This window comes from Marinoscillum luteum, from assembly GCF_044005705.1.
In the GTDB taxonomy this organism is placed as follows: domain Bacteria; phylum Bacteroidota; class Bacteroidia; order Cytophagales; family Cyclobacteriaceae; genus Marinoscillum; species Marinoscillum luteum.
The window spans coordinates 96,228-120,575 of sequence record NZ_JBIPKE010000008.1; the positions used below are offsets into that span (position 1 = coordinate 96,228).

The window sequence follows — 24,348 nt, forward strand, 5'->3', positions numbered from 1 at the left end:
GTTTTTGAAAACAATTTAAAAATTTTTGATCAGTCTCGGGCTTCCTTTTTCAGGCGATCTGAAAATTGCTTCTTCACCTTTTCGATCTTTGGCCTGGAGACATTCATAATGTATGGATTGAAGGGGTGGTTTTTCTCATAATTTTGATGGTAGGCCTCTGCTTCATAAAATGCTATGTAAGGGTTTAGCTGGGTGACAATCTTACCTGAATACCGCGACTGAAGCTGAGCCATCTTTTTTTCTGCGTGTTCTTTTTGCTCTTCATTGTGATAAAAAATGGCGCTCCTGTATTGAGTGCCCACATCAGGCCCTTGTCTGTTGAGTTGGGTGGGGTCGTGTGCCGTGAAGAAGATGTCCAGAAGGGTACTGTAATCAATGACTTCCGGGTCGAAGTAGATTTGAACCGTCTCAGTATGTTCGGTCCGCCCTGAACTCACCAGGTCATATTTGGCAGTGGCTGGATCCCCTCCGGCGTAACCAGACACAGCTTCTTTCACCCCCATGATCTGCTCAAAGGACGCTTCAATGCACCAGAAACAACCCCCGGCAAAAGTAGCAGTATCCAATGTGGAATAGTTCCGGTCACTCAGTTGCTGATCAGCCTGTGAAGCACTGCTGTTGCCATTGCAGCTCATGGTGAAGGACAACACGAAGATTAAGAATAAATTTTTCATATTAATACTGTTTATGATACAACATTGCTACGCAAAAACAGTTTATATCGATGAAACCGACCTGGAAATTGGAAGGTAAATGTAGCCGCAGCTACATTTGAAAAAAAAGTTGAAACGTTGTGAACCAAAAGCCAACATCCAGAGTTTAAGTATAGAATTCGATCAAAAACATTAAGGTTAGGTTAGGCGGTGATAGATGGCGCGGCTCCCGAGAGGGGGTCGCGCTTTTCTTTTTCACTCACTCAAGGTGCAGCCAGCGGTTTCTCCTTTTGATCACTGCTTTCTTGAGTTTGTCATTGGAGAGATAGGAGAGTGTTATTCTCGGATCCTGCACTGTTGTGAATGTTCCCGTTTTTTCCTTACCAAACTGCTTATAAGTCACCGTATATTCTTTTCCTATTTCCAATGAATTAATGACTCTGTTGAGGTCGCTGGTTGTACTGATCTCTCTTCCATTCATAGTTAGGATCTGATCACCTTTTTCTATACCAGCCTCATAGAAAGCGGTACCACGCAAGATGGTGCTTTGTACATAACCATCATCGTCCAGTTTAGGATTGCCAAAGTAGGCTGAACCTGGGTTTTGGAGGGACATTTTGATGCCAAACTCTGCGAATAGTGCTTCAAAGTCGGGAAGGTTGCTGTCATAAATTTGACGCTCGAAGAAAGCTGCCGCAAATCCAGGGTCCCTGGTCAGCTCGCCCAGTACTTTTTGCAGGTCGGCCATAGTGTATGGAATCTCCGTCTGCCCAAACTCCAGCCATACTGCCCGCATGTACTCATCCAGCGTTTTATCATACTTCGTACGCAGGGTGAGGTCAAGTCCCAGCCCCAGCACTGCACCATAGCTGTAGTAGCTAATGAAGTTGTTGGCGTAGTTGGTCTCATCATTGGCTGTACCGGCGTCCGTAAACGGTGCATTGTGACTCATCTCTATCGGTCCTCTAAAGGAACGCCCCGGGCTGTTGAGTACATAATTCAGCCCACCTACAAGCCCTTTGATGTATTGCTCTGGCTCCAGTATTTTGGCCCGGGTCAGTACCAACTTCTCGAAATAGGAGGTGAAGCCCTCACCAAACCACAGTGCCTCCGATAGATTGGGTACATCGAAATCAAAGGGTTCTAATGAGGCAGGTCTAATTCGTTCGATATTCCATGCATGGAAAAACTCATGAGCAATGGTACTAATATATTGATGAGCGTTGGCCCTGAGACTACCCGTGCCAGTGCAGACAGTAGAGTTTCGGTGTTCCATCGCATCTCCATCTACCCATGGGTTGTAGGCTACCAGAAAGGTGTATTTGCCAAAATCAAATTTTGGTAGGGAGCCATAAATCTCTTGCTGTTTCTTTACCACCTTTTTTACCCATTCAGTATAACTGTCCAACTCGGCTTCCGTGCCTTCATGCATCATGGCTATCTCTATTGTTTGCCCTTCTACATCCCAACGCCTCCATGAGATTTCACCCACCAGGGTAGGGCTATCATAAAAGTAGTAGTAATCAGGCGCGCTGAAAGTAGAATCATTTTTTTTGATGAGCTGAGTGGCCACCTCCCATTCGGGGTTACTGGCAGGAATAATGAGCTCTATTTCCCGATCCTGAAGTTCCGGAGCATAGACAAATGTAGGAGGCATGTTCATGTGGATCTTTTTGGCATCTATGCCCATGTAGGTGCCATCAGCGTGGTTTCCGTAGAGGGTGTATGCAAAGTTCACGATGCCTTCAGTTACAGGAATTTCCCAGGAAAAGGGAGTAATTCGTTTTAAGGGCAGTTGATTACCTGCGGCATCAAAAGCCATTTCTTCATAAACATTTTTCACAAAGTTGTGTGCGGCATACCTGCCGGGTGAAGCATTTGGCATCCTGATTTCCAGGGTTTCTCCTGTGAGATCAGAGAAGGTTGCGGTGATGCGAAGTTCATGATGATGTATGTTGTCCAGCCCAAGGCTGTAGCGGACGGGAGTTTGAGCTTTTATTTGACTGAAGCCAGTAAGTATCAACAGCGCAAAGAGTATTCTGAGCATGTGGTCATTGGAGTTTTTGAAGGTTCGAATATACTAAAATGACAAAAGTAGGTCACCCAAACGATAAGGGTATTTGATCCGTGGGCCAGAGTAAATCATAATCTCTTTAGATACTTATCGTCATGGAGAAGGTAAACTCAAATACCTTTGCGCCATGAATAATCTATCCGTGGAAAATCTGGCCAAAAATTATGATGAACGCCAGCTATTTGAGAATCTAACTTTTGGACTGGAGCAAGGCCAAAAGGCCGCTTTGGTGGGAGTGAACGGTTGTGGGAAGTCCACCCTACTGAAGATTATTGCGGGGATAGAGCCTCCGGATCGTGGGGAGGTGTCTTTTAGAAAAGGCGTGCGGGTGGCCATGGTGCCACAGAGTCCGGAGTTTGACGACAATGACAACATTGTACAAGCGGTTTTTGCTGAAGATATTGAAGAACTTAATGTGATCCGGGACTATGAGATAGCCATACACAAGGCTACCGTGGATCCTGAAAATGCGCCTGACCTCACAGATGTTCTGGAGCGAATGGATCAGCTGAATGCCTGGGATTATGAAAGTCAGGTAAAGCAATTGTTAGGCGAATTGGGGCTGCATGATCTGGAGCAAAAGATGGGTGAGCTATCTGGTGGGCAACGAAAGCGGGTGGCTTTGGCCCGTGCGTTGGTAGTGAAGCCGGATTTTTTGATTTTGGATGAGCCCACTAACCACCTGGACCTGGACGTGATAGAGTGGCTGGAAAGCTACCTGGCTACAGCCAATCTTACCCTTCTCATGGTGACCCACGACCGGTACTTTCTGGATAGAGTGACCAATGAGATCATGGAGATTGATCAAGGGGAGCTTTTCAGATACAAAGGCAACTATCAGAACTTTTTGGAGAAAAAGGCCGAGCGCGAAGCACAGGATGCGGCTACGGTAGATAAAGCCAAGAACCTGCTGAGAAAAGAACTGGAGTGGATGCGCAGGCAGCCGAAAGCCAGGGGCACCAAGGCCAAGTATCGGGTAGATGCTTTTTATGAAACCAAAGAAAAAGCCTCGAAGGGGACACAGCGTGCAGAGATGGAGGTTAATCTGAAAGGCGAGCGTCAGGGTAAAAAGATTCTTGTGATGGAGCACGTTTCCAAGCGGTTCGACAAGATCAAAATCCTCGAGAATTTTGAGCACACCTTTCAGCGGAAAGAACGAGTGGGTATAGTGGGCCCTAATGGCGTGGGTAAATCCACCTTTCTAAACCTCCTGATTGGCAATATATTGCCGGATAGTGGCAATATGGAATTGGGGCAGACCACCAAGTTTGGCTACTACACCCAGGAGGAGCAGATATTCAACCCCAACAGTCGGGTGATAGATGTGATCAAGGAAGTGGCAGAGGTGATCAAGATGGCTGATGGTTCGGTGATCACTGCTTCTCAGCTCCTGAATCAATTCTTATTTCCTCCAAAAATGCAGTTTAACATGGTGGGTAAGCTGAGTGGAGGGGAGCGCCGCAGGCTGCAGCTGCTCCGTGTGCTGATGAACAATCCCAACTTCCTGATTCTGGATGAGCCTACCAACGATCTGGACCTGATGACCCTGAATGTCCTGGAGGATTATCTGGACAATTTTGAGGGTTGTCTGATGATTGTTTCTCACGATCGTTACTTCATGGATAAACTAACCGATCACCTGTTCATATTTGAGGGAGAGGGGCAAGTGCGAGACTTCCCGGGCAATTATACCGACTTCAGGGAGCAAGGGGGGAAACTGGCCAAAAAGGAAGAAGCACCTAAAAAGTCAACGGATAAGAGTCCTGCACCTGCGGAGCCAGTGAAAACCGAGAAAAAGAAACTATCCTACAATGAGCAGCGCGAATACGACAAGCTGGAAGGAGAAATAGCCAAACTGGAAAAGGAAAGGGATACCAAAACAGCGCTGATGAATCAAAAGACGGATTTTGAGGAATTGCAGAAGCTTGCTGAAGAGCTGGAGGCCATCAGGGATTCCATTGAGGAGAAAGAAATGCGCTGGCTGGAGTTGTCTGACAAGGCCGGGGTGTAAATCATGGGTTATGAAAAAGGGCCCATTCCGGTAGGAATGGGCCCTTTTTTTGTCCCTGGTTGAGTTTTCGTCGCTTAGGATTGTGCCAATGATGTTCGCTTTTGGAAATACACATAAGACACTGCCAGAACGCCCAAAAACACTATAGGACCTATAGAGGCTGCCAGGGGATCACCGCTGGAGAGATGCGCATAGAATGCCGACACAAAAGTGAGGGCAAACCCAAAGTAAGCAAACTCTTTAAGCCTGGTGGGGACCATAGGCAGAATCAGGGCCAGGGCACCCAGTACTTTCGCAATGCCTAGCTCCACTCTGAAATAATCCGGGAAACCAAGGTGCGTGCCCATGGCATTTTTCACGTTTTCGTCTGTGAAATATGAAAACGCTGCAAAGAGCATCATCAACGAAATGATTCCGGTGGTGGCCCAGTAGATAATTTTGTCTTTTTTCATCTTTTTGTTGAATTTGAATGAGTTATGAAGAGAAAAGGGAGCTGAGTCTGTACCTGAGTCCCATTTTTCTCGTTTGTATCTGTTTAATACGGCAAAACTAAGAATGTCGATATATATTAGTAACCTATTTACTATAGTATATCACTATACTTTTGTATAGTAACCTGAAAATCAATTATATGAGTATAGTTTCAGAGTTGGAGGAAGTAAAGAGTTGTTCCTCGCATTTCGTACTGGCGATCAACGACACGCTCAATGTGATCAGTGGTAAGTGGAAGCTACCCATCATTGGGTCACTGATGTATGGCAAGAAGCGCTTTAAGGAATTGGAGCGTGATATCGCTAAAATCACCCCCAGAATGCTTTCCAAGGAGTTAAAAGAGTTGGAGGTGAATGGAATTGTGAGCAGAACGGTGCACCCAACTACCCCTGTTACGGTGGAGTATGAATTGACCGCCTCCGGTGAGTCACTCAAGCAAGTACTGGAGCCGATGGTAGAGTGGGGAGTGCAGCACCGCAAGCGTATTTTTGGGAAATGATCCCACTAATTTGCCCGATGAGACGGGATGCGAAAGTGAAAAAGCGGTACCAGATAGCATCTGATGCCGCTTTTTTGTCGCTGAAATTAGGGTTGTATGACGGGCCCTGACGAATGCTCCCGTCCTGCGTGAAGACGCTTTCATTCAGATTCGAAAAACGAACGACTCAGTCCAATAGATGCCAGCAGGAAAATCCAGGGAAGCACCGGCAGAAGAAATCGGCCATCCCAATTCTCGGAAGTGAAGCTGACCATTAATACCTGGCTACTAATGAATATGGTGATGAATGCCTTGAGTGGGTTCATTTCGACTGATTTCCATCCTCTGATACTGAAATAATAGATCGGGTAGAGTGATAGCACAATGATCAGATTGTGTATGATGGAAAAGTAAGGTTTTACATGACCCAGATAGAGTAAGCCTTTCATCAGAGACAGCTGAAGGAAGTAGAGGGGATTGTAAACCATGAAAGAAACAAGACGAACCAATGGTTGCAAATCTGTGTCGGGGATCTCCAGCGATTTTGGAGGTGTAAGTATGGTGCGGCCTGGATAAATGATTTCGGCCTGTGAGTAGCTATTGATAAACGAAGACACATAATCCTGCAAAATAAAGTTGAGCAAAAAGAGGAACCCTACAAGAACGATCAGTCCAATGCCGATGCGATAGGGAACGGGAGTGGTTTTTACCCTGGGGTGAAAAAACAGAGCACTCAAAAGGGCCGCCAGAAAGAGTGCCCCGACAGGCCTGATAAACGCTGTGAGGAGGATGAGTACGAATGCACCCAAATATTGTAAGCGATGGTGTGAAAAATAGATGGCATATACAGACAAGATGATCAAACTTGTAAACAGGGAATCTGTATAAAGGATCATGGTCCACTGGTGAATCTCCAGCCACCCGATGTAAAGTAATGTGGCGATAAATGCAGACGACTCTCCCCCCCAGAGCTGAGCCAGGTGATACAGTGCGGCAGCAGCCAGAGCAGACGCTATTAGCTGTATCCAAATGATTGCTTCATATGGTGCTCCAAACCAATGGATCAGGGCCAGCAGCGAGGAGTATCCGCTATACCAAAAGGTGTGATCTGAGGGCCATTCACCCGATCTGATGGATAATGCATCGGTCATATACTCTTTGGTATCTACGGGGGTTTGTATACCAAAGAGCAGGTAAGCAATCAGTTGTGCCAGCAGCCAGAGGAGTATAAGCAGCAGACTTGATGCTTTACTTTCTGTGAAAGCCTTGAATGCTCCGGATGCTTGTGGTGAAATCATTCAGTTTCCGACATGGGTGGTATTGGCAGGTTGTGTTGTCTGAGAAAGGAGAGTTTGTCCCAGTATCCGCGCTGAAGCTTAATTTTCCCCTCAATCACCTGGAAAAATCCACAGCCTCTCAGGCCAAGAGGGTCTTTCCATTCCAGGATGGCCCACTCACCGTCCTCGAGTATTTGCTCCACCACACAGGTCATTTCTGCCTGTGCAAACTCTGACTTAAACATTTCATAGATGGCAGACTTACCGGAAATGGGCTCATTGGCTACCTGATGGTTGATGGCATCGTCATGATACAGGTTGGCAAGGCCCTGGGCATCCCCGGCATTGAATAAATCCACCCATTTTTGTACAAGTGCTTTGGGTTTGATCATCGGAGGTCAGTTTAGTTGTGAAATGGCGTCCTCATAGAGGTGTTCCAACAAATACTCCTGGCCTGCCAACTCCCCAAAACGTAATTCAAACTGAATCAGGACCGGATCCAGATTTTCGATTTTGTGAGTTTCCATATCAAAGTACAGGTCCAGGATGTTGGTGATGGTTCTGTCTGTGATTACCTCCTGCATGAGGTAAACGTATGTGAGCTTTTCAGTCGTTTTGAAATCAAACTCGGATATAATACCAGTGGTCTTTGAGGTCTCCCAGGCGGTATTGATCATGATTTCGTTGATCAGACTTTGGCCATTGGTGAGTACCCCAAAGTTGAAAAATGGATACTGCTGCAACTGCTGCTTCAAAGTGTCGGTTTTACCCTCGTTCACTTGGCTGAGCTTGTCCCTAATAGCCGAGTGCCTTTCTTTCCAGGTTTGAACAATGGCCAGATTTTGTTCAAGCTCTTGTTTGATACTCCTGAGCGCAAACTCTTTCTTCTGATTGGTCTGATAATCAGTGTATAGCTTATTGATGAGGAGTGCGAATAGCACACTGAATACGATAAGCAGACCATCAGCAAAGTACTTTTTCATATCAGGTTTTGGTTGCGTTCTATCCCCTCCCTACAGCAGAGCTGCACCAAATACTCCGGCACTATCACCTAGTTTCGGTTTGATAATGGGTGTATTGAACGATGGGTTAAAAACGTGCTTTTTGAGGGAGTCCACCGCTTCATTGAATAGTACATCAAGGTTTGAAACTCCACCGCCGATCACAATGACATCCGGATCCAGCACATTCACCACATTGGAAAGCCCCAGTCCAAAAAAGTGTATGAGGCGATCGATGGTTTTTTGAGCGATTGGGTCGATGCCCGCTTTGTAGTCGGCATAGATATCCTTCAGGGGTCTTTTGTTGCCGGACTGCTCGAAATAATAGCGCTCCAGTGAGGGGCCTGCCAGAATCCGTTCAGCACAGCCTTTATCCCCACAGTAGCAATCGCCACCACTCAGATCCAGAAAGGTGTGACCCCATTCGCCACCAATTCCCTGCCGGCCGTTGAGTACTTTTCCATTGATGACAATACCACCACCTGTTCCGGTACCCATGATCACGCCAAAGATGACCTTGGCTTCAGGGTATTGCTCATGCACTGCACCCATTTCGGTTTCTGCCAAAGCAAAGCAGTTGGCATCATTGGCAATGTTGATGGGAATGTTCAATGCTTCCTGAAGCAATTGAAGAAACGGTTGATTATTGATCGCCTGGGTATTACTGTTCTTTAAAAGACCGGTTTGCGGATCTACCGAACCAGGTGTGCCTATCCCTAGTTTAGTGGGGCGCTCCCCAACCTGCTCAGCCAAAATGTCTAAAAGTTTGGTAATCTGACCGATGATGTGCTCTAATCCCTTTACGGCCTCAGTGGGCACACGCTCTCTTGCCAGTACTTCATGTGATTCATTCAACACAACACCCTCTATTTTGGTGCCTCCCAGGTCAATTCCCCAAAGCATATATTACGAATTTTTTAATGATAGTATCTAAATGTGCCTAAATTAACCGAAAAATATCATTCATGAATAGACGAATTCTTTATTATTCAATAGTGGTGGCCATGGCCGGGTTTCTGTTCGGCTTTGACACGGTCGTGATTTCCGGTGCTAACCTGCCCATCAAACAACTGTGGAATACCTCAGATTGGTTTCATGGTACTTTTATCATGTCGATGGCCCTGTGGGGAACAGTGATAGGAGCCCTCGCAGGTGGTATCCCTACTGATAAATATGGACGGAAGACCACACTGTTTTGGATTGGAATACTCTATTTTATTTCAGCCTTGGGTTCGGCGCTGGCTACAGACCCTTATTTATTTTCATTTTTCAGGTTTATTGGTGGACTAGGGGTAGGTGCTTCGTCAGTCACCGCACCCACTTATACTTCAGAGATAGCTCCGGCCAAGAGCAGAGGGCAGATGGTGGCTTTGTATCAGTTCAACATAGTATTCGGGATACTCATTGCCTTTATCTCTAATTATCTGCTGAAGGGCTTCGATGGTATCAATGACTGGCGATGGATGATGGGCGTAGAAGCCATCCCGGCGCTGGCCTATATCTTGCTGATCATGGGTGTTCCCAAAAGTCCGAGGTGGCTAATTCTCCATCAGAAAGATCACGATGCGGCCCTGGAGGTGCTTAGAAAAACCAATACTGAGGAGGAGGCATTGGCGCTGATCGCGGAAATTGAGAAAGATGGAAAGGCCTCGGAATCTATTCAGGGCGGAGTGTTTTCCAAACGCTACAGCATCCCGTTGATGCTGGCTTTTTTGATTGCATTTTTCAACCAACTTTCCGGGATCAATTTTATCCTTTATTATGCTCCGGAAATCCTGGAGAAGGCAGGCTTTGCTTCCTCGGACTCACTGCTCAGCTCTATTTCCATAGGTGGGGTCAATCTGGTGTTTACCATTCTGGGGATGTACCTGATCGACAGGGCGGGCCGAAAGCAGCTCATGTACATAGGTTCTGTGGGTTATATTGTGAGCTTGCTCATGGTGGCTTATGGTTTCTATGCGGAGGCCAGTGCCAATTTCAAGTTGGGCTTTATACTGATGTTTATTGCCTCCCATGCGATAGGCCAGGGAGCAGTGATCTGGGTGTTTATCTCAGAGATTTTCCCGAATAGGGTCAGAGCTTTTGGTCAGGCATGGGGTTGTGGTACCCATTGGGTATTTGCGGCGTTGATCACCCTCTTTGGCGCGGTGCTCATCAATACATTTGAGCCCTGGATGGTCTTTATCTTCTTTGCAGGGTTTATGGTGTTGCAGTTACTATTTGTGATATTCCTGATGCCGGAGACCAAGGGTGTCTCACTGGAGGAACTACAGAAGCGATTGGTGAAGGAGTAGGGGAGTACTCCAAAAAGTCAGAACGACTTTAACCGCTCTTCAGTCTTGTTCATCGAGTTATTCAGGTTGGTCACCGAGTAATAGTTTGAACCAAATTCGAATCGGGCAATATTTGCTTACGTTTTGAATTTAGGTTGGATATCGTTTATACCCTGGGTTAGATAGTAACTGAGTTTATAGAGATTTCCAAAGAACGCCCCTGAGGAGGGGCGTTTTTTTATTTATTCATCCTTGAGACATTCCACCGGATTGATGAGTGATGCTTTGAGTGTCTGATAACTAATGGTAATCAGAGTGAGCACCAGTGTGGCCACAGCGGGTAAGATGACCAGCAGCAGCCCAATGTTAATGTGATACACAAATCCATCCAGCCACCCCGAAATAAAGAAGTAAGAGGTGGGAAGGGCCACCAAACAACCTATTCCAATAAGGATAAGAAACCGCTGCCCAATCATGGAGATGATGCTGAATACAGAAGCTCCGAGTACTTTTCTGATTCCGATTTCCTTATAGCGGGTGTCAATAATAAAGCCTACCATCCCGATAAGTCCGAGACATCCTATGAGCACTGCAATGACCGTGAATACTTTGATCATGGTGCTCAGCCGCTCTTCGGCCTGGTATTGCTGGTCAAATAGATCATCCATAAACTGATACTCGGGACTATTGATCGGATCAAATTTGGTCCAGGTTTCTTCTACATGGGCCAATGCACTTTGCACATCTCCCGGAGAGATTTGCATGCAGATCGTACGCATATTCCAATCACCTTTGAGGATCACCATGGGGGTGATTTCACTGTGTAACGATTCGAAATGAAAATCTTCGGTGACTCCCAGGATTCTACCGGCCTTGTAGGTATGATCATCATAATTGCCATAGGAGAGCTTACGGCCTACGATATCTTCCGGATCATCAAATCCCAGTGCTTTGGCTGCTGCCCTGTTCACAAGGTAATAGCCCACTGAGTCTGTACTCATTTCCATGGCAGCGGTAAAATTTTTGCCCGCCACCAGTTCGATCTCAAAGGTTTCCAGGAAATCCTCGTCTGCCAGAATAAAGGGCAGTCTGAAGGTGGTTTCCACGGCAGTCTGGTCATTGAAAAACGCAGAATTCCAATTGTCGGCCAGGCGGCCCGTGGGTACTCGCGAGGCATAGGTGGCTTTGTGAATGGCTGGATGACTCAGGAGTTCATTTTTGAAAACATCCAGATTGCGGATGTTTCTGCTCATGGACAAGTGTAGGATCTGGTCTTTGCGGTAGCCAGGGTCTGAGTTTTGAATGAACTTCATCTGACCCTCGATCACGGCCAGTGTGAAGAGCAAGCCTATGGTGACGGCATACTGAAAGGTGATGAGCCAGCTTCTGAAATTCCATTTGTTGCTGTTGATGGCTGCCTCGCCTTTCAGGGCCTGTATCAGATTTATTCTGGAAAGAAAAAGGGCTGGGTAGGATCCGGAAATGATGGCAACCATTACGAGGAGCAGGATAAGTCCCAGGAGAAGTTCTCTATTTTCCAGCATGTTGAATGTCAGCTGTTTTTCCATGAAATCATTGAGATATGGCAACGCCAGCCAGGTGAGCATTATGGCCACCGGAAAGGACAGGAGATTGACCATGAGCGACTCGGTGAGAAATTGCTGAATGAGCGAAGATTTTTGTGCTCCGATGGCTTTTCGTACACCTACTTCTTTGGTCCTTCTGGAAAAATGTGAGGTCGCCAGGTTCATATAATTGATGCAGGCAACTACCAGCAGCAGGATACCTACGGTACCAAAGATGTACACTTGCTGCAAACTGCCATTGCTTTCAATTTCACCCTCCAGATGAGAGTTGAGATGGATGCTGAGCAGGGGCTGTAGCTCAAAATCGTAGGCTTTTTTGGCTGGAATTCCATTTTCAAACAAGCCCACATACTTATCAAAAAAGTCGTCTTTGTATTGTTCAATGCGGCGTGGGTCGGTACCCTCTTGTAGCCTGAGGTAAGTGAGCCAGTTGTAGTTGCCAGTCACGTTGTTCATCCCTTCTCCAAAAACAGGCTCCAGAAACTCTATGGGAGCGAGGTACTCAAAGTGAAAATGCTGGTTTTCGGGCATATCTTCCATCACTCCGGATACCACAAAGGAAGCTTTGTTCGCGTCCCGGGTGATCTGAATGGTCTTTCCCAGGATGTCATCATTGCGCCAGTCATTACCAAAGAGCCTGATGGCGCTTTGTTCGGTCAGTACGATGGATTTGATCTCCCGAAAGGCTGATTCTGCATTGCCCAGGATGAACGGGAAGGTGAACACATCAAAGACGTCCTTATCTGCGAAGACGACCTGCTCGGAAGGAAAGACCTTATCTCCGATTTGAATGTCCGGGAACGCCCAGGCATAGAATCGGGTAGCGTGGGTGATTTCGGGGTAGTCTGCTTTGAGCCGCTGGGCGTGCCCGGCAGATGCAAAGGCCCAATGCCTGCTCAGCTCCCCGTTTTTGTCAATGTTTTTGACTGTCAGTCGATAGGTATTATCAGCATGTACATGATGTTGATCATAGCTGAGTTCATCTTGGATAAACAGGGCGATCAGGATGAAAGCGCAAATACCTGTGGAAAGCCCAATGATATTAATGGCGGTGCCGGACTTGTATTTCCAAAGGTTTCGAATGGCAACGATGAGGTGATTTCTAAACATGGATCCGTTGGTTGGTATGAGGTGATTGATTTTTGATGACTTGGTGAGGCCCGGACGAAAAAGCCTGATGACCTGCCAGTAGTACCAGAGTAGTGCTTTTAAAGGGCCTTTTTGATGTTTCAGGATGTATTCTTCTTCCAGATCACCCTGAATATCCTCCAGGTATTCTGTTTTGCAGAAAAAAGCCAGCAGCCGGTTGGCACCTCTGGGTGGTTGGATATTGAGGTCTTCCATTAAACTATTTTAAAGGCCACATCGGGGATGGCATCCCAGAGCTGATTGCGTGTGTCCCGGCTAACAGCCAGTGCTTTTTTCCCCAGATCAGTGACTGTAAAGAAACGCTTACGTTTACCGCCTCTCATGGCGGTGGCTTCCCCAAATTCCGAATTCAAATAACCCTTCTCTTCCATTCTGCGCAAGGCGCTCTGTAAGGCGCCTATGCTCACTTTTCTGTTCAGCCTGGATTCTATTTCGGCTTTTAGAGTCACGCCGTATGCATCTCCGAAGAGAATGGCCACCGTGAGTAGTACAATTTCCTCAAATTCACCGAGTTGAAAGTCTTTCATTCTTTTTATTCCTATCTGTATATAAAATATTAAATTCCTATACGTAGTTTATATAGAAAGGTTAAACCCCAAAGAGTATTTTATACTTTCTTGGGGGTACGCTCGGAAAAGCTTTACTTTATACAAACAACAAACACATTTTGACCATGAGAAAGATTTTTTTATCAGCTATCCTCGTACTGGCCACCATAGTGAGTTATGGACAAGCCAAAGTAGAATTGGGACTTAAGGGAGGCCTGAATCTTGCGAACATTAACAGGGAAGATGCTCAGGCTACCTACGAAAGTGCTACCGGGTATCATGGAGGGGCTTACGCCTTAGTCAAGGTGGCGAATATTGGTATTCAGCCAGAGCTGCTTTATTCTACCCGAGGTACTCAGGTTTCTTTTGATGACATATCAGGTGACTTCAAGCAGGAGTATACTTATCTGGATATCCCGGTGATGTTGAAACTGTATGCCGTTGCCGGACTGAACATACAGGTGGGTCCTCAGTTTGGAGTGCTGCTGTCCACGGATGGCAAGATCTCAGATGGTAACGGGGGTACTACCTCCATCAGCAAGGACAGTTATAAAAACGCTGACATCAGTGCCGCATTTGGTGCTGGATGGGATGCACCATTTGGAGTGAATTTCACGGCAAGGTACATTTTGGGTCTGACGGATATAGACAGTGGGAGCGAAGAAGCTAAAAACAGAACCTTCCAGCTTTCGCTGGGATTCAGGTTATTCAAAGTAGGGAGCTGATCTCAGACTTCTTGAAAGGAAAGCCACTCCAGTAGCTACTGGAGTGGCTTTTTTTATTTATCGAGTGATTATCAGAATTCAAAGGAAAGGAAAATTGGTCACTACTGATGGTCAATAGGAGTGTAATGGCCAGTAAAATGCCGATCAGGATCAGTAAGGTTTTTGTACGATTTGTCAACGGTGCGTTTTGTTAGGTAATGCTAAAACGGTTGAAGAAGGGCAAACCCTTATCTTCATTTCCATCGACACCAGATCTTCCGGTTTGGTGGGAAGGGTCCTAAAAAAAAGGCCTGCTCAGAATTTTCTGAGCAGGCCTTTTTGATTTTTTTGAAAGGAGATGATTAACAGAACTCCTTGAAAACCTCCACCAGGTGGTTGGCGATCATTTCTGCAGACCTTCCTTCTATGTGATGTCTTTCTACAAAATGCACAAGCTCACCATCTTTGAAAAGGGCTACTGCCGGTGAAGATGGAGGGAAAGGCATGGTATATTCTCTTACTTTGGCAGTGGCTTCCATGTCCACACCAGCAAATACCGTGGCCAGATGATCAGGCTTCTTTGCACTCAGATTGAGGGCGGTGGTCACACCTGGTCTGGCTGTGCCAGCAGCACATCCACATACAGAGTTGATCACGATCAGGGAAGTTCCTTTGTGATCTTTCATGAGGCTGTCTACTGCCTCTGCAGTTTTCAACTCCTCGAACCCTACATGTGTGAGTTCGGTACGCATTGGAGCTACAAGTTGTTCAGGATACATATCGTTTTTGTTTTATAATCAGTTTTTAAAATTTTCAGTCAGGTATTACATGAAGCCTAGCTCCAATTTGGCGGTCTCAGACATCATTTCGGTAGTGTAGGGAGGATCAAAAGTGACCTCCACAGTCACATCGTTTACTTCCGGCAGCGCCTTGATTTGTCTTTCTATTTCACCCGGAATCTCCTCGGCAGAGGGACAGGCAGGTGAGGTCAGGGTCATCAGTACATGGATGTTATTGATCGGGAAAATGTTGATTTCATAAATCAACCCCAACTCATATACGTCCACCGGTATTTCCGGATCATATACCTCTTTGATGGCTCTCACCACTGATTCCTTCAGGCTCAGATCGTCGGCTATTTGTGTTTTGTTGTCTTCTTCCATCGCTATGCGTCGGTTTGAGTTTTAGAACTTAAAGCAAGGGCATAAAGTTTCATTTGTTTGATCATAGCCCCAAAGCCATTAGATCGTTGTGTTCCTATAAATCTGTTCATCCCAATTTGCTGGGGAAAAGTGATTTCGGTATTCAGGATAGCTTCAGGAGCCTCTTCAGAGAGAACCCTTACCAGCAGGCTCACCAACCCTTTGGTGACCGCAGTATTGCTATCTGCCTGAAAGATGACCTGGCCTGTTTCATTGGCTGTGGCCGCCAACCACACCTTGCTTTGGCAGCCTTTGACGATGTGGTCATCATTTTTCTTGTCCGCTGGCATTTCGGGTAGTTGCTCGCCCAGTTCCATGATGTAGTTGATGGTCATTTCCATGTCTCCATCGAGCATGGAAAATTCCTCCACTATTTCCTGTTCTTTCTCGGCTATACTCATGACCTGAATTTCTTTACAATCTCGCTGAGGGCCTCAGCAAAGGTGTCAATCTCTTCTACGGTGTTGTAAACAGCAAAGGAAGCGCGTACGGTTCCTTCTATCTGAAAATGATCCATGAGAGGCTGGGTGCAGTGATGTCCCGTTCTCACGGCGATTCCACGAGCATCCAGAAGCATTCCCAGGTCAAATGGGTGCACTCCATCAATGAGAAAGGAGATTACACTGGTTTTGTGGGCGGCAGTGCCTATGGGCGTGAAACCATCGATGCTATACAGCCGCTCCTTACCCCTTTGCAGCAGAGCCATTTCCTGCTGATGCAGGAATTCGAACCCAATACCTTCAATGAATTCTATGGCAGCTTTGAAGGCCACCACATCGGCGATATTGGGAGTCCCTGCTTCAAACTTATAGGGAATATCGTTGTAGGTGGTCTTTTCGAAAGTCACCTCCCGGATCATCTCGCCACCACCCTGATAAGGGTCCATGCGCTCCAAAAGTGCACGTTTGCCATACAGCACTCCTACACCAGTAGGGCCGTACATTTTATGCCCGGAAAAGGCCAGAAAATCACAGTCCAGTGCCTGCACATCAATTTGATGATGTGGTGCGGCTTGTGCGCCATCTACCATAGTTACTGCTCCTGCAGCATGGGCTTTGGCGATGATTTCGGCCACCGGATTCACGGTACCCAACGAGTTGCTGATGTAGACCACTGAGACAAGCTTTGTTTTGTCTGTCAGCAACCGATCAAAGTCCTCCAGCAGGATTTCACCACTGGGTTGTACGGGTATCACTTTCAGGTTGGCGCCTGTTTGCTCACAAAGGAGCTGCCAGGGTACAATGTTGGAGTGATGCTCCATGCCTGAGATGATGATTTCGTCTCCGGCTTTCAAAAACTTCCTGCCGTAGGCTTGTGCCACCAGGTTGATTCCTTCGGTGGTACCTTTGGTGAAGATGATTTCTTCTGCTTCTCCGGCATTGATAAATCGTTGCGCAGCTTTTCGGGTTTCTTCAAAAGCGGTAGTTGCTCTTTCTGCCAGTGTGTGGATCCCCCGGTGTATGTTGGCATTGTCATTCTGATAATAATGAATCAATGCATTGGTGACACACTCGGGTGTCTGAGAAGTAGCCGCATTGTCAAAATAGATCAGGGGTTTACCATTGACCTGTTGGTGGAGAACGGGAAACTCTTTTCTGATTTCATCGACGGATATGCTGGTATCAACGCTCATTTTATCCAAGCTTGTTGGTGATAATGTCTTCTATTTCGGCGGTTACCAGGTCGTTTTTCACTTCCTGGAGGGTCTCATTGGCAAAGGCATTGAGCATCAGCGCTTTTGCCCGCTTCTTGTTGATCCCTCTGGACCTTAGGTAAAAGATGGCTTCTTCATCCAGCTGCCCGGTGGTGCATCCGTGTGAGCATTTTACATCGTCTGCCCATATTTCCAGCTGTGGCTTAGTGTTCACCGTGGCTGTATCAGACAGGAGGATGTTATTATTGGACTGAAAGGCATTGGTCTTTTGAGCCTCCGGCCTTACGTAGATTTTACCATTGAAGACGCCACGGGAGTTTTCATCCAATATACCCTTGTAGAGCTCATTGCTGAAACAATTGGGCTTCAGGTGATCCACGGAAGTGTTATTGTCCACATGGGTTTTCCCTCCGAGCTGATAAAGACCATTCATGTGAGCTTCGCAGTTTTCTGCATCCACGTTGATGTAGATGTTATTTCTAATCAGCGCAGCTTTGAAGCTGAAGGTATTGGTATAAAACCTGGAGTCTTTCTTTTGAGTGGCGTAAATGCCCTCTACCGCATAGGTACCTGTAAGGTAATTCTGAATTTTGGTATACCTCAGTTCCGCATTGGCCTGCACATCTGCTTCAAAAATGGATACATTGAGCGTGTTTTGCTCTCCCCGGATAAAGGTCTTTTCAAAGATATTGAGTCGCGAACCGGTTTCACTGCTTACCAGAATTCTTGGGTAGACAATGGCGTCCTTGGCTGTACCATCTATGAAGTGGTAGATGAAGGTGTCTTTGTTGTCCTTGTTTTTGGCAGCTTTCAGGTAGATCCCCTGGTTGAAAAAAGCAAGATTGAGCAAGGCAAATGCATCCGTTTCGATGTGTGATGTTTTTCCCAGCAACTGCGGGATATCGCTATGCTCCTTCAGCGCCTGATCATCCAATACCCGAATGGTGAGGTCGCTCGACGGACTCACGATGGTCGAATATTCTTCATTGAACAGGCCATTGACAAAGACCAGGTGATTGGCATCCGCTATCTGGTAGAATTGAGATTGACAATCGGCCTTTGAGAAGCTGGCAGGAGTAGTCTCCGCCGCAAAGTTGAATTGCTTGCCCAGTATCCTGCTGATGGGAGTGTACTTATAGGCTTCGCTTTTTGGTGCTGGCATGCCCAAAGTAGAAAACTGCTCCAAAGCACCTGTCTTAAGCGCTTTTAGTGGGCTCTCGTCTGCAAAATGCTGTCCGGCCCATTGCTGAAACTGCTCTGAAATGGTCTGCTCTATACTCAAAACTTCACTCATGATTTAATGCGCTTTTATACTGCAGCTACTTCTTCTTTGATCCAATCGTATCCCTTTTCTTCCAATTCGTAGGCCAGGGTTTTGTCTCCTGATTTCACGATGCGGCCCTGGTAGAGTACGTGTACAAAATCAGGCACGATGTAGTCCAGAAGACGCTGGTAGTGAGTTACTACGATGCTTGCCGTATCGGCAGATCTGAGTTTATTTACTCCATCTGCTACTATTTTAAGTGCGTCAATGTCCAGACCGGAGTCTGTTTCGTCCAAAATGGAAAGCTTAGGCTCCAGCATGGCCATTTGGAAAATTTCGTTTCTTTTTTTCTCACCTCCTGAGAAACCTTCATTCAATGATCTGCTCAATAGCGCCTGGTCGATATCTACCAGCTTCATTTTTTCCTTCATCTCTTTCAGAAACGAAACGGCATCCATGGCCTTGAGTCCACGCGCTTCACGCACCTGATTGACGGCAGTTTTGAGGAAGTTGGTGGTAGATACGCCGGGTATTTCTACCGGGTACTGAAAGGCCAAAAAGATGCCTGCTCTGGCACGCTCTTCAGGGGCCAGGTCCAGCAGGTCTTTGCCCAGGTATTCCACGGTGCCACCATCTACTTCATATTCTTCTCTTCCTGCCAGCACTGAGGCGAGGGTACTTTTACCCGATCCGTTCGGACCCATGATGGCATGTATTTCTCCGGCTTTTACTTCCAGGTTGATTCCTTTGAGAATCTGCTTGCCTTCTATGGAGGCCTGTAGGTTATTAATTTTAAGCATTTATAAATGGTATTTTCTTATCCGACACTTCCCTCAAGTGTGAGGGCCAACAATTTTTGAGCTTCCACGGCAAATTCCATGGGAAGCTTATTCATGACTTCTTTGGCAAATCCATTGACGATCAGGGCCACGGCGCTTTCTTCATCAATACCACGCTGCTGGCAGTAGAAGATCTGGTCTTCACCGATCTTGGAGGTGGTAGCCTCATGCTCCACCTGAGCAGAGCTGTTTTCCACATCTATGTATGGGAAGGTATGTGCACCACACTTGTCTCCCATAAGTAGCGAATCGCACTGAGAGAAGTTTCGTGCACCTTCTGCGCGCTTCATGATGTGTACCTGTCCGCGGTAGCTATTCTGCGATTTCCCGGCAGATATACCTTTGGACACGATCCTCGACTTGGTGTTTTTACCAATGTGGATCATTTTGGTGCCCGTATCTGCCTGCTGGTGATTATTGGTGACTGCCACAGAATAGAACTCGCCCTGAGAGTTGTCGCCCTTTAGAATACATGAAGGGTACTTCCAGGTGACCGCAGAGCCTGTTTCTACCTGTGTCCAGCTGATTTTGGAGTTGTCGCCGGCACAAATGCCACGTTTGGTTACAAAGTTGTAAATCCCGCCTTTTCCATTTTTATCTCCCGGATACCAGTTTTGCACCGTGGAGTACTTTACTTCAGCATCTTTGGCAGCGTATATCTCCACTACCGCGGCATGCAGCTGGTTTTCATCGCGCTGAGGGGCCGTACAGCCTTCCAGATAAGAGACATAGGAGCCTTCTTCAGCTACGATGAGTGTTCGTTCAAACTGGCCAGTATTGGCAGCATTGATGCGGAAGTAGGTGGAAAGTTCCATAGGGCATCTGACACCCTGTGGGATATAGCAAAAGGATCCGTCTGAAAAGACCGCAGAGTTCAGGGCAGCGAAGTAATTATCGGCGGCCGGAACTACTGATCCTAAATATTTTTTGATGAGCTCAGGGTGCTCCTGCACTGCTTCACTGAAGGAGCAAAAGATAATGCCACGTTCGGAAAGGGTCTCTTTGAAGGTGGTGGCCACCGATACAGAATCGATCACGGCATCCACAGCTACCCCGGTGAGCCTTTTTTGCTCATTGAGGGAGATGCCCAATCGCTCAAAAGTTTTGAGCAACTCAGGGTCTATCTCGTCCAGACTTTTGGCTTTCTTATCCTGCTTGGGAGCAGAGTAGTATTTGATGTCCTGGTAGCCAATAGCGGGGTATTTGACATTGGGCCATCGTGGTTCTTCCATTTCTGTCCACCGCTTGTAGGCCTTCAGTCTCCAGTCCAGTAGCCACTGGGGCTCCGATTTCTTGGCTGAAATAAATCTTACAATATCCTCATTGATACCCAGAGGCGCCTCGTCTGCCTCAAAGTCCACATGCCATCCATGCTCATATTCTCTTGAGGTAAATTCTTCTAAGATTTGGTCGTCTTTACTCATAAAGATTATTCGATTCCTTGTATTACTTGCTTAACTCCCAAAAGCCTCGGAAGTTTTACAAAGTAAACACTTATTTATATTTATTCTAAATAAGAATCGAACTTAAAGACCTACAGCACTTGGGAATGTTGTTCTTTATTTAGAACAGTAGGTGTCTGTTCAGACTTTCTTCCAGAGAAATGAACGTTTCAGTACGCTCTATACCATCTACCTTCTGGATTTTGTCGTGAAGAACATCCTTGAGGTGTTTAGTGTCCCGGCAGTGAATCTTAATAAAGATGTTGTAATTACCCGTGGTGTAGTGAACTTTCACAATTTCAGGAATGTCTTTGAGTTGCTCTACTACGCTATCATATAAAGATGATTTTTGCAGGTAGATACCCATGAAGCAGGTGACGTCATATCCAAGCTTTGAGTAATCCATCTGGAGAGTGGTTCCTTTTACGACTCCCATCTCTTCCAGTTTCTTCATGCGGACATGCACGGTACCTCCTGAAACAAAGACCTTTTTAGCTACCTCAGTATAGGGTATTTTCGCGTCCTCCATCAATAGATTGAGGATTTTGAGGTCCACATTGTCAATTTCGTAATTCTTGCTCATCGTAACTGTGCTCGTTTCTAATTATTCAATAATAGATATGCAATTTTAAACAGTATCTAAATATAGAGCAAATTTATTAAAATATTTTTAATATTATATCTGTTCTATTACTTTTGAACTATCAAACTGGTTTTGGAAATGCCAAAGCTCATACTGTAGGAAATAATTATTAAGGAACAAAGCCTTGTGTTTTTAGAAATAGTCAAACGATTATTCTAAAATAGGCCTTGTGGAGGTTCGAATCCTTCTCCTATAGCCATCATTTTTGGGTTAATGTTGTTTATTGAATTTGGTCGTGGTAGGGGTGCCGCGGCCATTTTCTTTTTTCAGGCCTTCCGGTCGTGGCAGGATGCCAGTTCTGGGATCAAGCGGAATTCCTGTAGGGAGATTGCATTAAAGGTGGATGATGAAGTAGTAATCTGATACCTTATATACCTCAATCTAGTTGATTGGCCATTTACCCTTCATTTTCTTTGCATGCCCCGGGCCGCGTAGGCAAAGGAAACAATTAGTGTTCCTACAGAAGGGCACCAACCTAGCCGGTCGCACGCAAAAAATCATTTTGACTCATCATATTTGAGCATTTTTTAGGAATTTTATTAGAGTCAAAATGATTCACACTTGCCTTGGATGCCCCCACCCTCCTTTGCGTCCTAACTTTTCTGAATTCACAGTGAATTAATTCGGTTTCGTAAAATATAACCATTTAGTGATAGCCCGCACAAATATTGCTTGATCCGGATCAATCCAGAAATCCGTGAAGGAACCTGAAATGGTCAGATCACCAAAGCCAAATCGAGGAGAGTGGCACGTCCATCATCGGCCAGATCCAGGTCAGGCAGGTTCATGCCCCGCTATCGCCATTCCTTTTTCTGTCTTTAAGTGAATCAGTATGTAGGCTAAAACCTCTGTTTACGTCCATTTAAGTGCTCATTGAATTTGGTTTTAGGGTCGTTCATTAAAATTTTATAGAATATCATTGATGTTTTGCCAAATAATGAATTGAAAAAATCTAAATTTGATTAGATGAAATCTAATTTCGGTGCTTCAAACGCACTTCAATTATTATTTTGTTAATAAATAAGCGCTCATTTGATTCGATGTGTAAATTTTAACTAAAAGAGTTGAAATTATTTTAATAAATCAATGGATGTACTAATTTTGAAAAATCAAAACGCATCGGAGACGCCGATGCAACTCACTGTAGGGTGATGAAATTGGCAGACATGCCCTCCTGTCTCGGGGGTGGAGATAAGGGATAAATTCCGGTTTCTTTCACGATAACCTATTTAGGTAAGTTATCGTGAATAGTCGGGGCTAACCGCTCTGTGGAGGTTCGAATCCTTCTCCTACAGCCATTTTTGGGTTAATGTTGTTTATTTGAATCTGGTCGTGGTAGGGGTGCCACGACCTTTTTCTTTTTTAGGGGTTTGAGGTCGTGGCAGGATGCCAGGCTACGCGCCCCGCGACCTTTTTCTTTTTATACCCACCTATATGCGGTCGTGGCAGGGTGCCAGGCTACGTGCCCCGGGCTACGCGTCCCGCAACCTTTTCTTTTTATACCCACCTATATGCGGTCGTGGCAGGGTGCCAGGCTACGTGCCCCGGACTACGCGTCTCGGACTACGCGTCCCGCAACCTTTTTCTTCTTTTACCCCTCCAATTATTTCTCTTTTTTCAGATTTCTTTTATCACCAGGCGTGAGTCATAGGGTTCCGGGTTTGATCCCTGATTTAGGATTAAGCAATATTTGTGTGAGGTGACACTATATAATTATATTTTGTAAAATCGAACTAATCCACTTGAAAGTAGAAAGCAAGGGCGTAGAGGAGGGCGGGCCATCCAAGGCAAGTGTGAATCATTTTGACTCCAAAAAAATCCTAAAAAAGCGCAAACCAGATGAGTCAAAATGATTTTTTGCGTTGGTGCCTTTTCTTTTGCTTCGTTTTCTTTGCCTACGCGGCCCGGGGCATGCAAAGAAAATGAAGGGTATATAGCAAATCAATTGGATTGAGGGATGTAAGGTATCAGGTAACTACGTCACCATCCATCTTTAATGCAATCTCCCCACAGGAATTCCGCTTGATCCCTTATTTATTGCACCCGGTCTGTCTGCTTGATCCCCGATAGGTGCCTGCCTGTATAGCTAACAATGGTTTGTTTGAGATTTGAAATCTGCTACATTTGGTAGCGTTACAGGCGAGTAATGGCCATTGATGGTTGTTAGTCGGTTGTTATCCGCAAGGCACGCAAACTGAAACAGAATCACAAAATTGGAATTTGATCCTCCTATAGCCTCTAGAGAAACAGTAGAACTTGTCGGTATAGCCCATTTCCCAGAAGACTGGAACCCTGAAGCCGTTGAACAAGCAAAAGCTGAACTGGTTGCACGAAACGTCACTGAATCAGAACAGGAGAAAATCGCAAAACAGTTACAAAAGGAGGTTAACCAACTCAATTCAAGACTAGCAAAAGAGCGGAGCGAAGAGAGTTATTCTAGGCTGGACATGTTTTTTATGTTTTTATACATTCCCCGAACTCTGTTGTGGGATTGGTTTCTCAAGAAGGAAGGCTATCACACTAAACATAAACAGCGGCTTTATGTCATTGGATTCACTATTCTGTTTTGGACGATAACATTAACTATTTTCAGCTTTCAAGCGGACAGAAATGCTCAGTTGTGGCAGAATCAGGTTAACAATCAGGATATTTATGAATGGGAGAAGGATAATTATTCGGACGAGGAAATTGTAGAATTCCGAAAGGAATCAATTGAACAACTCATTGAAACTGTTCTAGCTAACGAGAGGGGCGGAACTCCAACGTATGTGATTCTTGATCAAGACACTATTCCAAACTCAAAGGTCGAACAACTGCGTAATCTGGACATGCTGAATATTCGAGATGTGGTTTTCGAAGGAGATTTCGAACCTGAACCGCATGAATGGATAACTATAAAGCTGGTGAAGCCAGCGGATAACAGGCCTTTAGATTCACCCCATTGAATTATTTCAAGATTAGGACATAGCTTAATGTTCTAAAATTATGTTTAACCAGAAAGGATACTGATAGGGGAACATTAACTAACAGGCCAGGTTTTGAAACCTAATTAGCGATT

Annotated in this window: 22 protein-coding genes; 5 read left to right on the forward strand and 17 right to left on the reverse strand. The window is 45.8% G+C overall.

The window, feature by feature from the left end; genetic code table 11:
• Positions 1 to 29: 29 nt before the first annotated feature.
• Positions 30 to 674 (reverse strand): peptide-methionine (S)-S-oxide reductase MsrA, encoded by a 645-nt coding sequence (gene msrA, locus ACHKAR_RS01300; RefSeq protein ID WP_395415847.1) that lies wholly within the window; start codon positions 672 to 674, stop codon positions 30 to 32.
• Positions 675 to 912: 238 nt separating this feature from the next.
• The gene (locus ACHKAR_RS01305) at positions 913 to 2,700 is read right to left on the reverse strand and encodes a M61 family metallopeptidase (RefSeq protein WP_159584673.1); all 1,788 of its coding nucleotides are present in this window, start codon (positions 2,698 to 2,700) and stop codon (positions 913 to 915) included.
• A gap of 154 nt (positions 2,701 to 2,854) precedes the next feature.
• Here ACHKAR_RS01305 and ACHKAR_RS01310 point away from each other — a divergent pair, with 154 nt between their 5' ends.
• On the forward strand, positions 2,855 to 4,738 hold the full coding sequence (locus tag ACHKAR_RS01310) for an ABC-F family ATP-binding cassette domain-containing protein (RefSeq protein ID WP_395415848.1): 1,884 nt from the start codon (positions 2,855 to 2,857) through the stop codon (positions 4,736 to 4,738).
• 74 nt (positions 4,739 to 4,812) lie between these two features.
• On the opposite strand, the gene ACHKAR_RS01315 is transcribed toward ACHKAR_RS01310, so the two are convergent.
• Positions 4,813 to 5,190: a DoxX family protein gene (locus tag ACHKAR_RS01315; RefSeq protein WP_395415849.1), complete on the reverse strand. Its 378-nt coding sequence runs from the start codon at positions 5,188 to 5,190 to the stop codon at positions 4,813 to 4,815.
• A gap of 179 nt (positions 5,191 to 5,369) precedes the next feature.
• Here ACHKAR_RS01315 and ACHKAR_RS01320 point away from each other — a divergent pair, with 179 nt between their 5' ends.
• Positions 5,370 to 5,729, forward strand: coding sequence for a winged helix-turn-helix transcriptional regulator (locus tag ACHKAR_RS01320; RefSeq protein WP_395415850.1), 360 nt, complete (start codon positions 5,370 to 5,372; stop codon positions 5,727 to 5,729).
• 140 nt (positions 5,730 to 5,869) lie between these two features.
• Here the strand turns inward: ACHKAR_RS01320 and ACHKAR_RS01325 are convergent, their stop codons facing one another.
• The 4 genes from ACHKAR_RS01325 to ACHKAR_RS01340 are packed head-to-tail and all read right to left on the reverse strand — an operon-like array spanning position 5,870 to position 8,889.
• On the reverse strand, positions 5,870 to 7,006 hold the full coding sequence (locus ACHKAR_RS01325; protein WP_395415851.1) for a glycosyltransferase family 39 protein: 1,137 nt from the start codon (positions 7,004 to 7,006) through the stop codon (positions 5,870 to 5,872).
• Positions 7,003 to 7,377 (reverse strand): nuclear transport factor 2 family protein, encoded by a 375-nt coding sequence (locus ACHKAR_RS01330; protein ID WP_449566848.1) that lies wholly within the window; start codon positions 7,375 to 7,377, stop codon positions 7,003 to 7,005. Before ACHKAR_RS01330 ends, ACHKAR_RS01325 begins: the two co-directional genes overlap by 4 nt.
• Before the next feature lie 6 nt (positions 7,378 to 7,383).
• On the reverse strand, positions 7,384 to 7,968 hold the full coding sequence (locus ACHKAR_RS01335) for a hypothetical protein (protein WP_395415852.1): 585 nt from the start codon (positions 7,966 to 7,968) through the stop codon (positions 7,384 to 7,386).
• A gap of 30 nt (positions 7,969 to 7,998) precedes the next feature.
• Positions 7,999 to 8,889, reverse strand: coding sequence for an ROK family protein (locus ACHKAR_RS01340; protein ID WP_159584667.1), 891 nt, complete (start codon positions 8,887 to 8,889; stop codon positions 7,999 to 8,001).
• Positions 8,890 to 8,951: 62 nt separating this feature from the next.
• Here ACHKAR_RS01340 and ACHKAR_RS01345 point away from each other — a divergent pair, with 62 nt between their 5' ends.
• The gene (locus ACHKAR_RS01345; protein WP_395415853.1) at positions 8,952 to 10,280 is read left to right on the forward strand and encodes a sugar porter family MFS transporter; all 1,329 of its coding nucleotides are present in this window, start codon (positions 8,952 to 8,954) and stop codon (positions 10,278 to 10,280) included.
• Between the two features lie 221 nt (positions 10,281 to 10,501).
• Here ACHKAR_RS01345 and ACHKAR_RS01350 read toward each other — a convergent pair whose 3' ends face one another.
• Positions 10,502 to 13,189 carry an ABC transporter permease gene (locus ACHKAR_RS01350; RefSeq protein ID WP_395415854.1) on the reverse strand — a complete coding sequence of 896 codons (2,688 nt, stop codon included), beginning with the start codon at positions 13,187 to 13,189 and terminating at the stop codon, positions 10,502 to 10,504.
• A complete protein-coding gene (locus tag ACHKAR_RS01355; protein WP_395415855.1) occupies positions 13,189 to 13,521 on the reverse strand; it encodes a PadR family transcriptional regulator in 333 nt (110 codons plus the stop codon). Before ACHKAR_RS01355 ends, ACHKAR_RS01350 begins: the two co-directional genes overlap by 1 nt.
• Before the next feature lie 146 nt (positions 13,522 to 13,667).
• On the opposite strand from ACHKAR_RS01355, the gene ACHKAR_RS01360 reads away from it, so the two are divergent.
• Positions 13,668 to 14,267: a porin family protein gene (locus ACHKAR_RS01360; protein WP_159584663.1), complete on the forward strand. Its 600-nt coding sequence runs from the start codon at positions 13,668 to 13,670 to the stop codon at positions 14,265 to 14,267.
• Positions 14,268 to 14,608: 341 nt separating this feature from the next.
• Here the strand turns inward: ACHKAR_RS01360 and ACHKAR_RS01365 are convergent, their stop codons facing one another.
• The 8 genes from ACHKAR_RS01365 to ACHKAR_RS01400 all read right to left on the reverse strand — a co-directional run bounded on the left by ACHKAR_RS01365 (position 14,609) and on the right by ACHKAR_RS01400 (position 21,230).
• Positions 14,609 to 15,025 (reverse strand): BrxA/BrxB family bacilliredoxin, encoded by a 417-nt coding sequence (locus tag ACHKAR_RS01365; protein WP_159584662.1) that lies wholly within the window; start codon positions 15,023 to 15,025, stop codon positions 14,609 to 14,611.
• Between the two features lie 45 nt (positions 15,026 to 15,070).
• On the reverse strand, positions 15,071 to 15,409 hold the full coding sequence (locus ACHKAR_RS01370; RefSeq protein ID WP_395415856.1) for an iron-sulfur cluster assembly protein: 339 nt from the start codon (positions 15,407 to 15,409) through the stop codon (positions 15,071 to 15,073).
• Positions 15,410 to 15,411: 2 nt separating this feature from the next.
• On the reverse strand, positions 15,412 to 15,849 hold the full coding sequence (locus ACHKAR_RS01375; protein WP_395415858.1) for a SufE family protein: 438 nt from the start codon (positions 15,847 to 15,849) through the stop codon (positions 15,412 to 15,414).
• On the reverse strand, positions 15,846 to 17,081 hold the full coding sequence (locus tag ACHKAR_RS01380; protein WP_395415859.1) for an aminotransferase class V-fold PLP-dependent enzyme: 1,236 nt from the start codon (positions 17,079 to 17,081) through the stop codon (positions 15,846 to 15,848). Before ACHKAR_RS01380 ends, ACHKAR_RS01375 begins: the two co-directional genes overlap by 4 nt.
• Position 17,082: 1 nt before the next feature.
• Positions 17,083 to 18,396, reverse strand: coding sequence for a Fe-S cluster assembly protein SufD (sufD, locus tag ACHKAR_RS01385; protein WP_395415860.1), 1,314 nt, complete (start codon positions 18,394 to 18,396; stop codon positions 17,083 to 17,085).
• A 14-nt stretch (positions 18,397 to 18,410) separates the two neighbouring features.
• Entirely contained in the window at positions 18,411 to 19,166 is a 756-nt protein-coding gene (gene sufC, locus ACHKAR_RS01390; RefSeq protein ID WP_159584657.1) for a Fe-S cluster assembly ATPase SufC, read from the reverse strand.
• A gap of 17 nt (positions 19,167 to 19,183) precedes the next feature.
• Positions 19,184 to 20,629 (reverse strand): Fe-S cluster assembly protein SufB, encoded by a 1,446-nt coding sequence (gene sufB / locus ACHKAR_RS01395; RefSeq protein ID WP_159584656.1) that lies wholly within the window; start codon positions 20,627 to 20,629, stop codon positions 19,184 to 19,186.
• Positions 20,630 to 20,768: 139 nt separating this feature from the next.
• Positions 20,769 to 21,230 carry an Lrp/AsnC ligand binding domain-containing protein gene (locus ACHKAR_RS01400; protein ID WP_159584655.1) on the reverse strand — a complete coding sequence of 154 codons (462 nt, stop codon included), beginning with the start codon at positions 21,228 to 21,230 and terminating at the stop codon, positions 20,769 to 20,771.
• Positions 21,231 to 23,503: 2,273 nt separating this feature from the next.
• Here ACHKAR_RS01400 and ACHKAR_RS01405 point away from each other — a divergent pair.
• Positions 23,504 to 24,235 carry a hypothetical protein gene (locus ACHKAR_RS01405; protein ID WP_395415862.1) on the forward strand — a complete coding sequence of 244 codons (732 nt, stop codon included), beginning with the start codon at positions 23,504 to 23,506 and terminating at the stop codon, positions 24,233 to 24,235.
• Positions 24,236 to 24,348 lie beyond the last annotated feature (113 nt).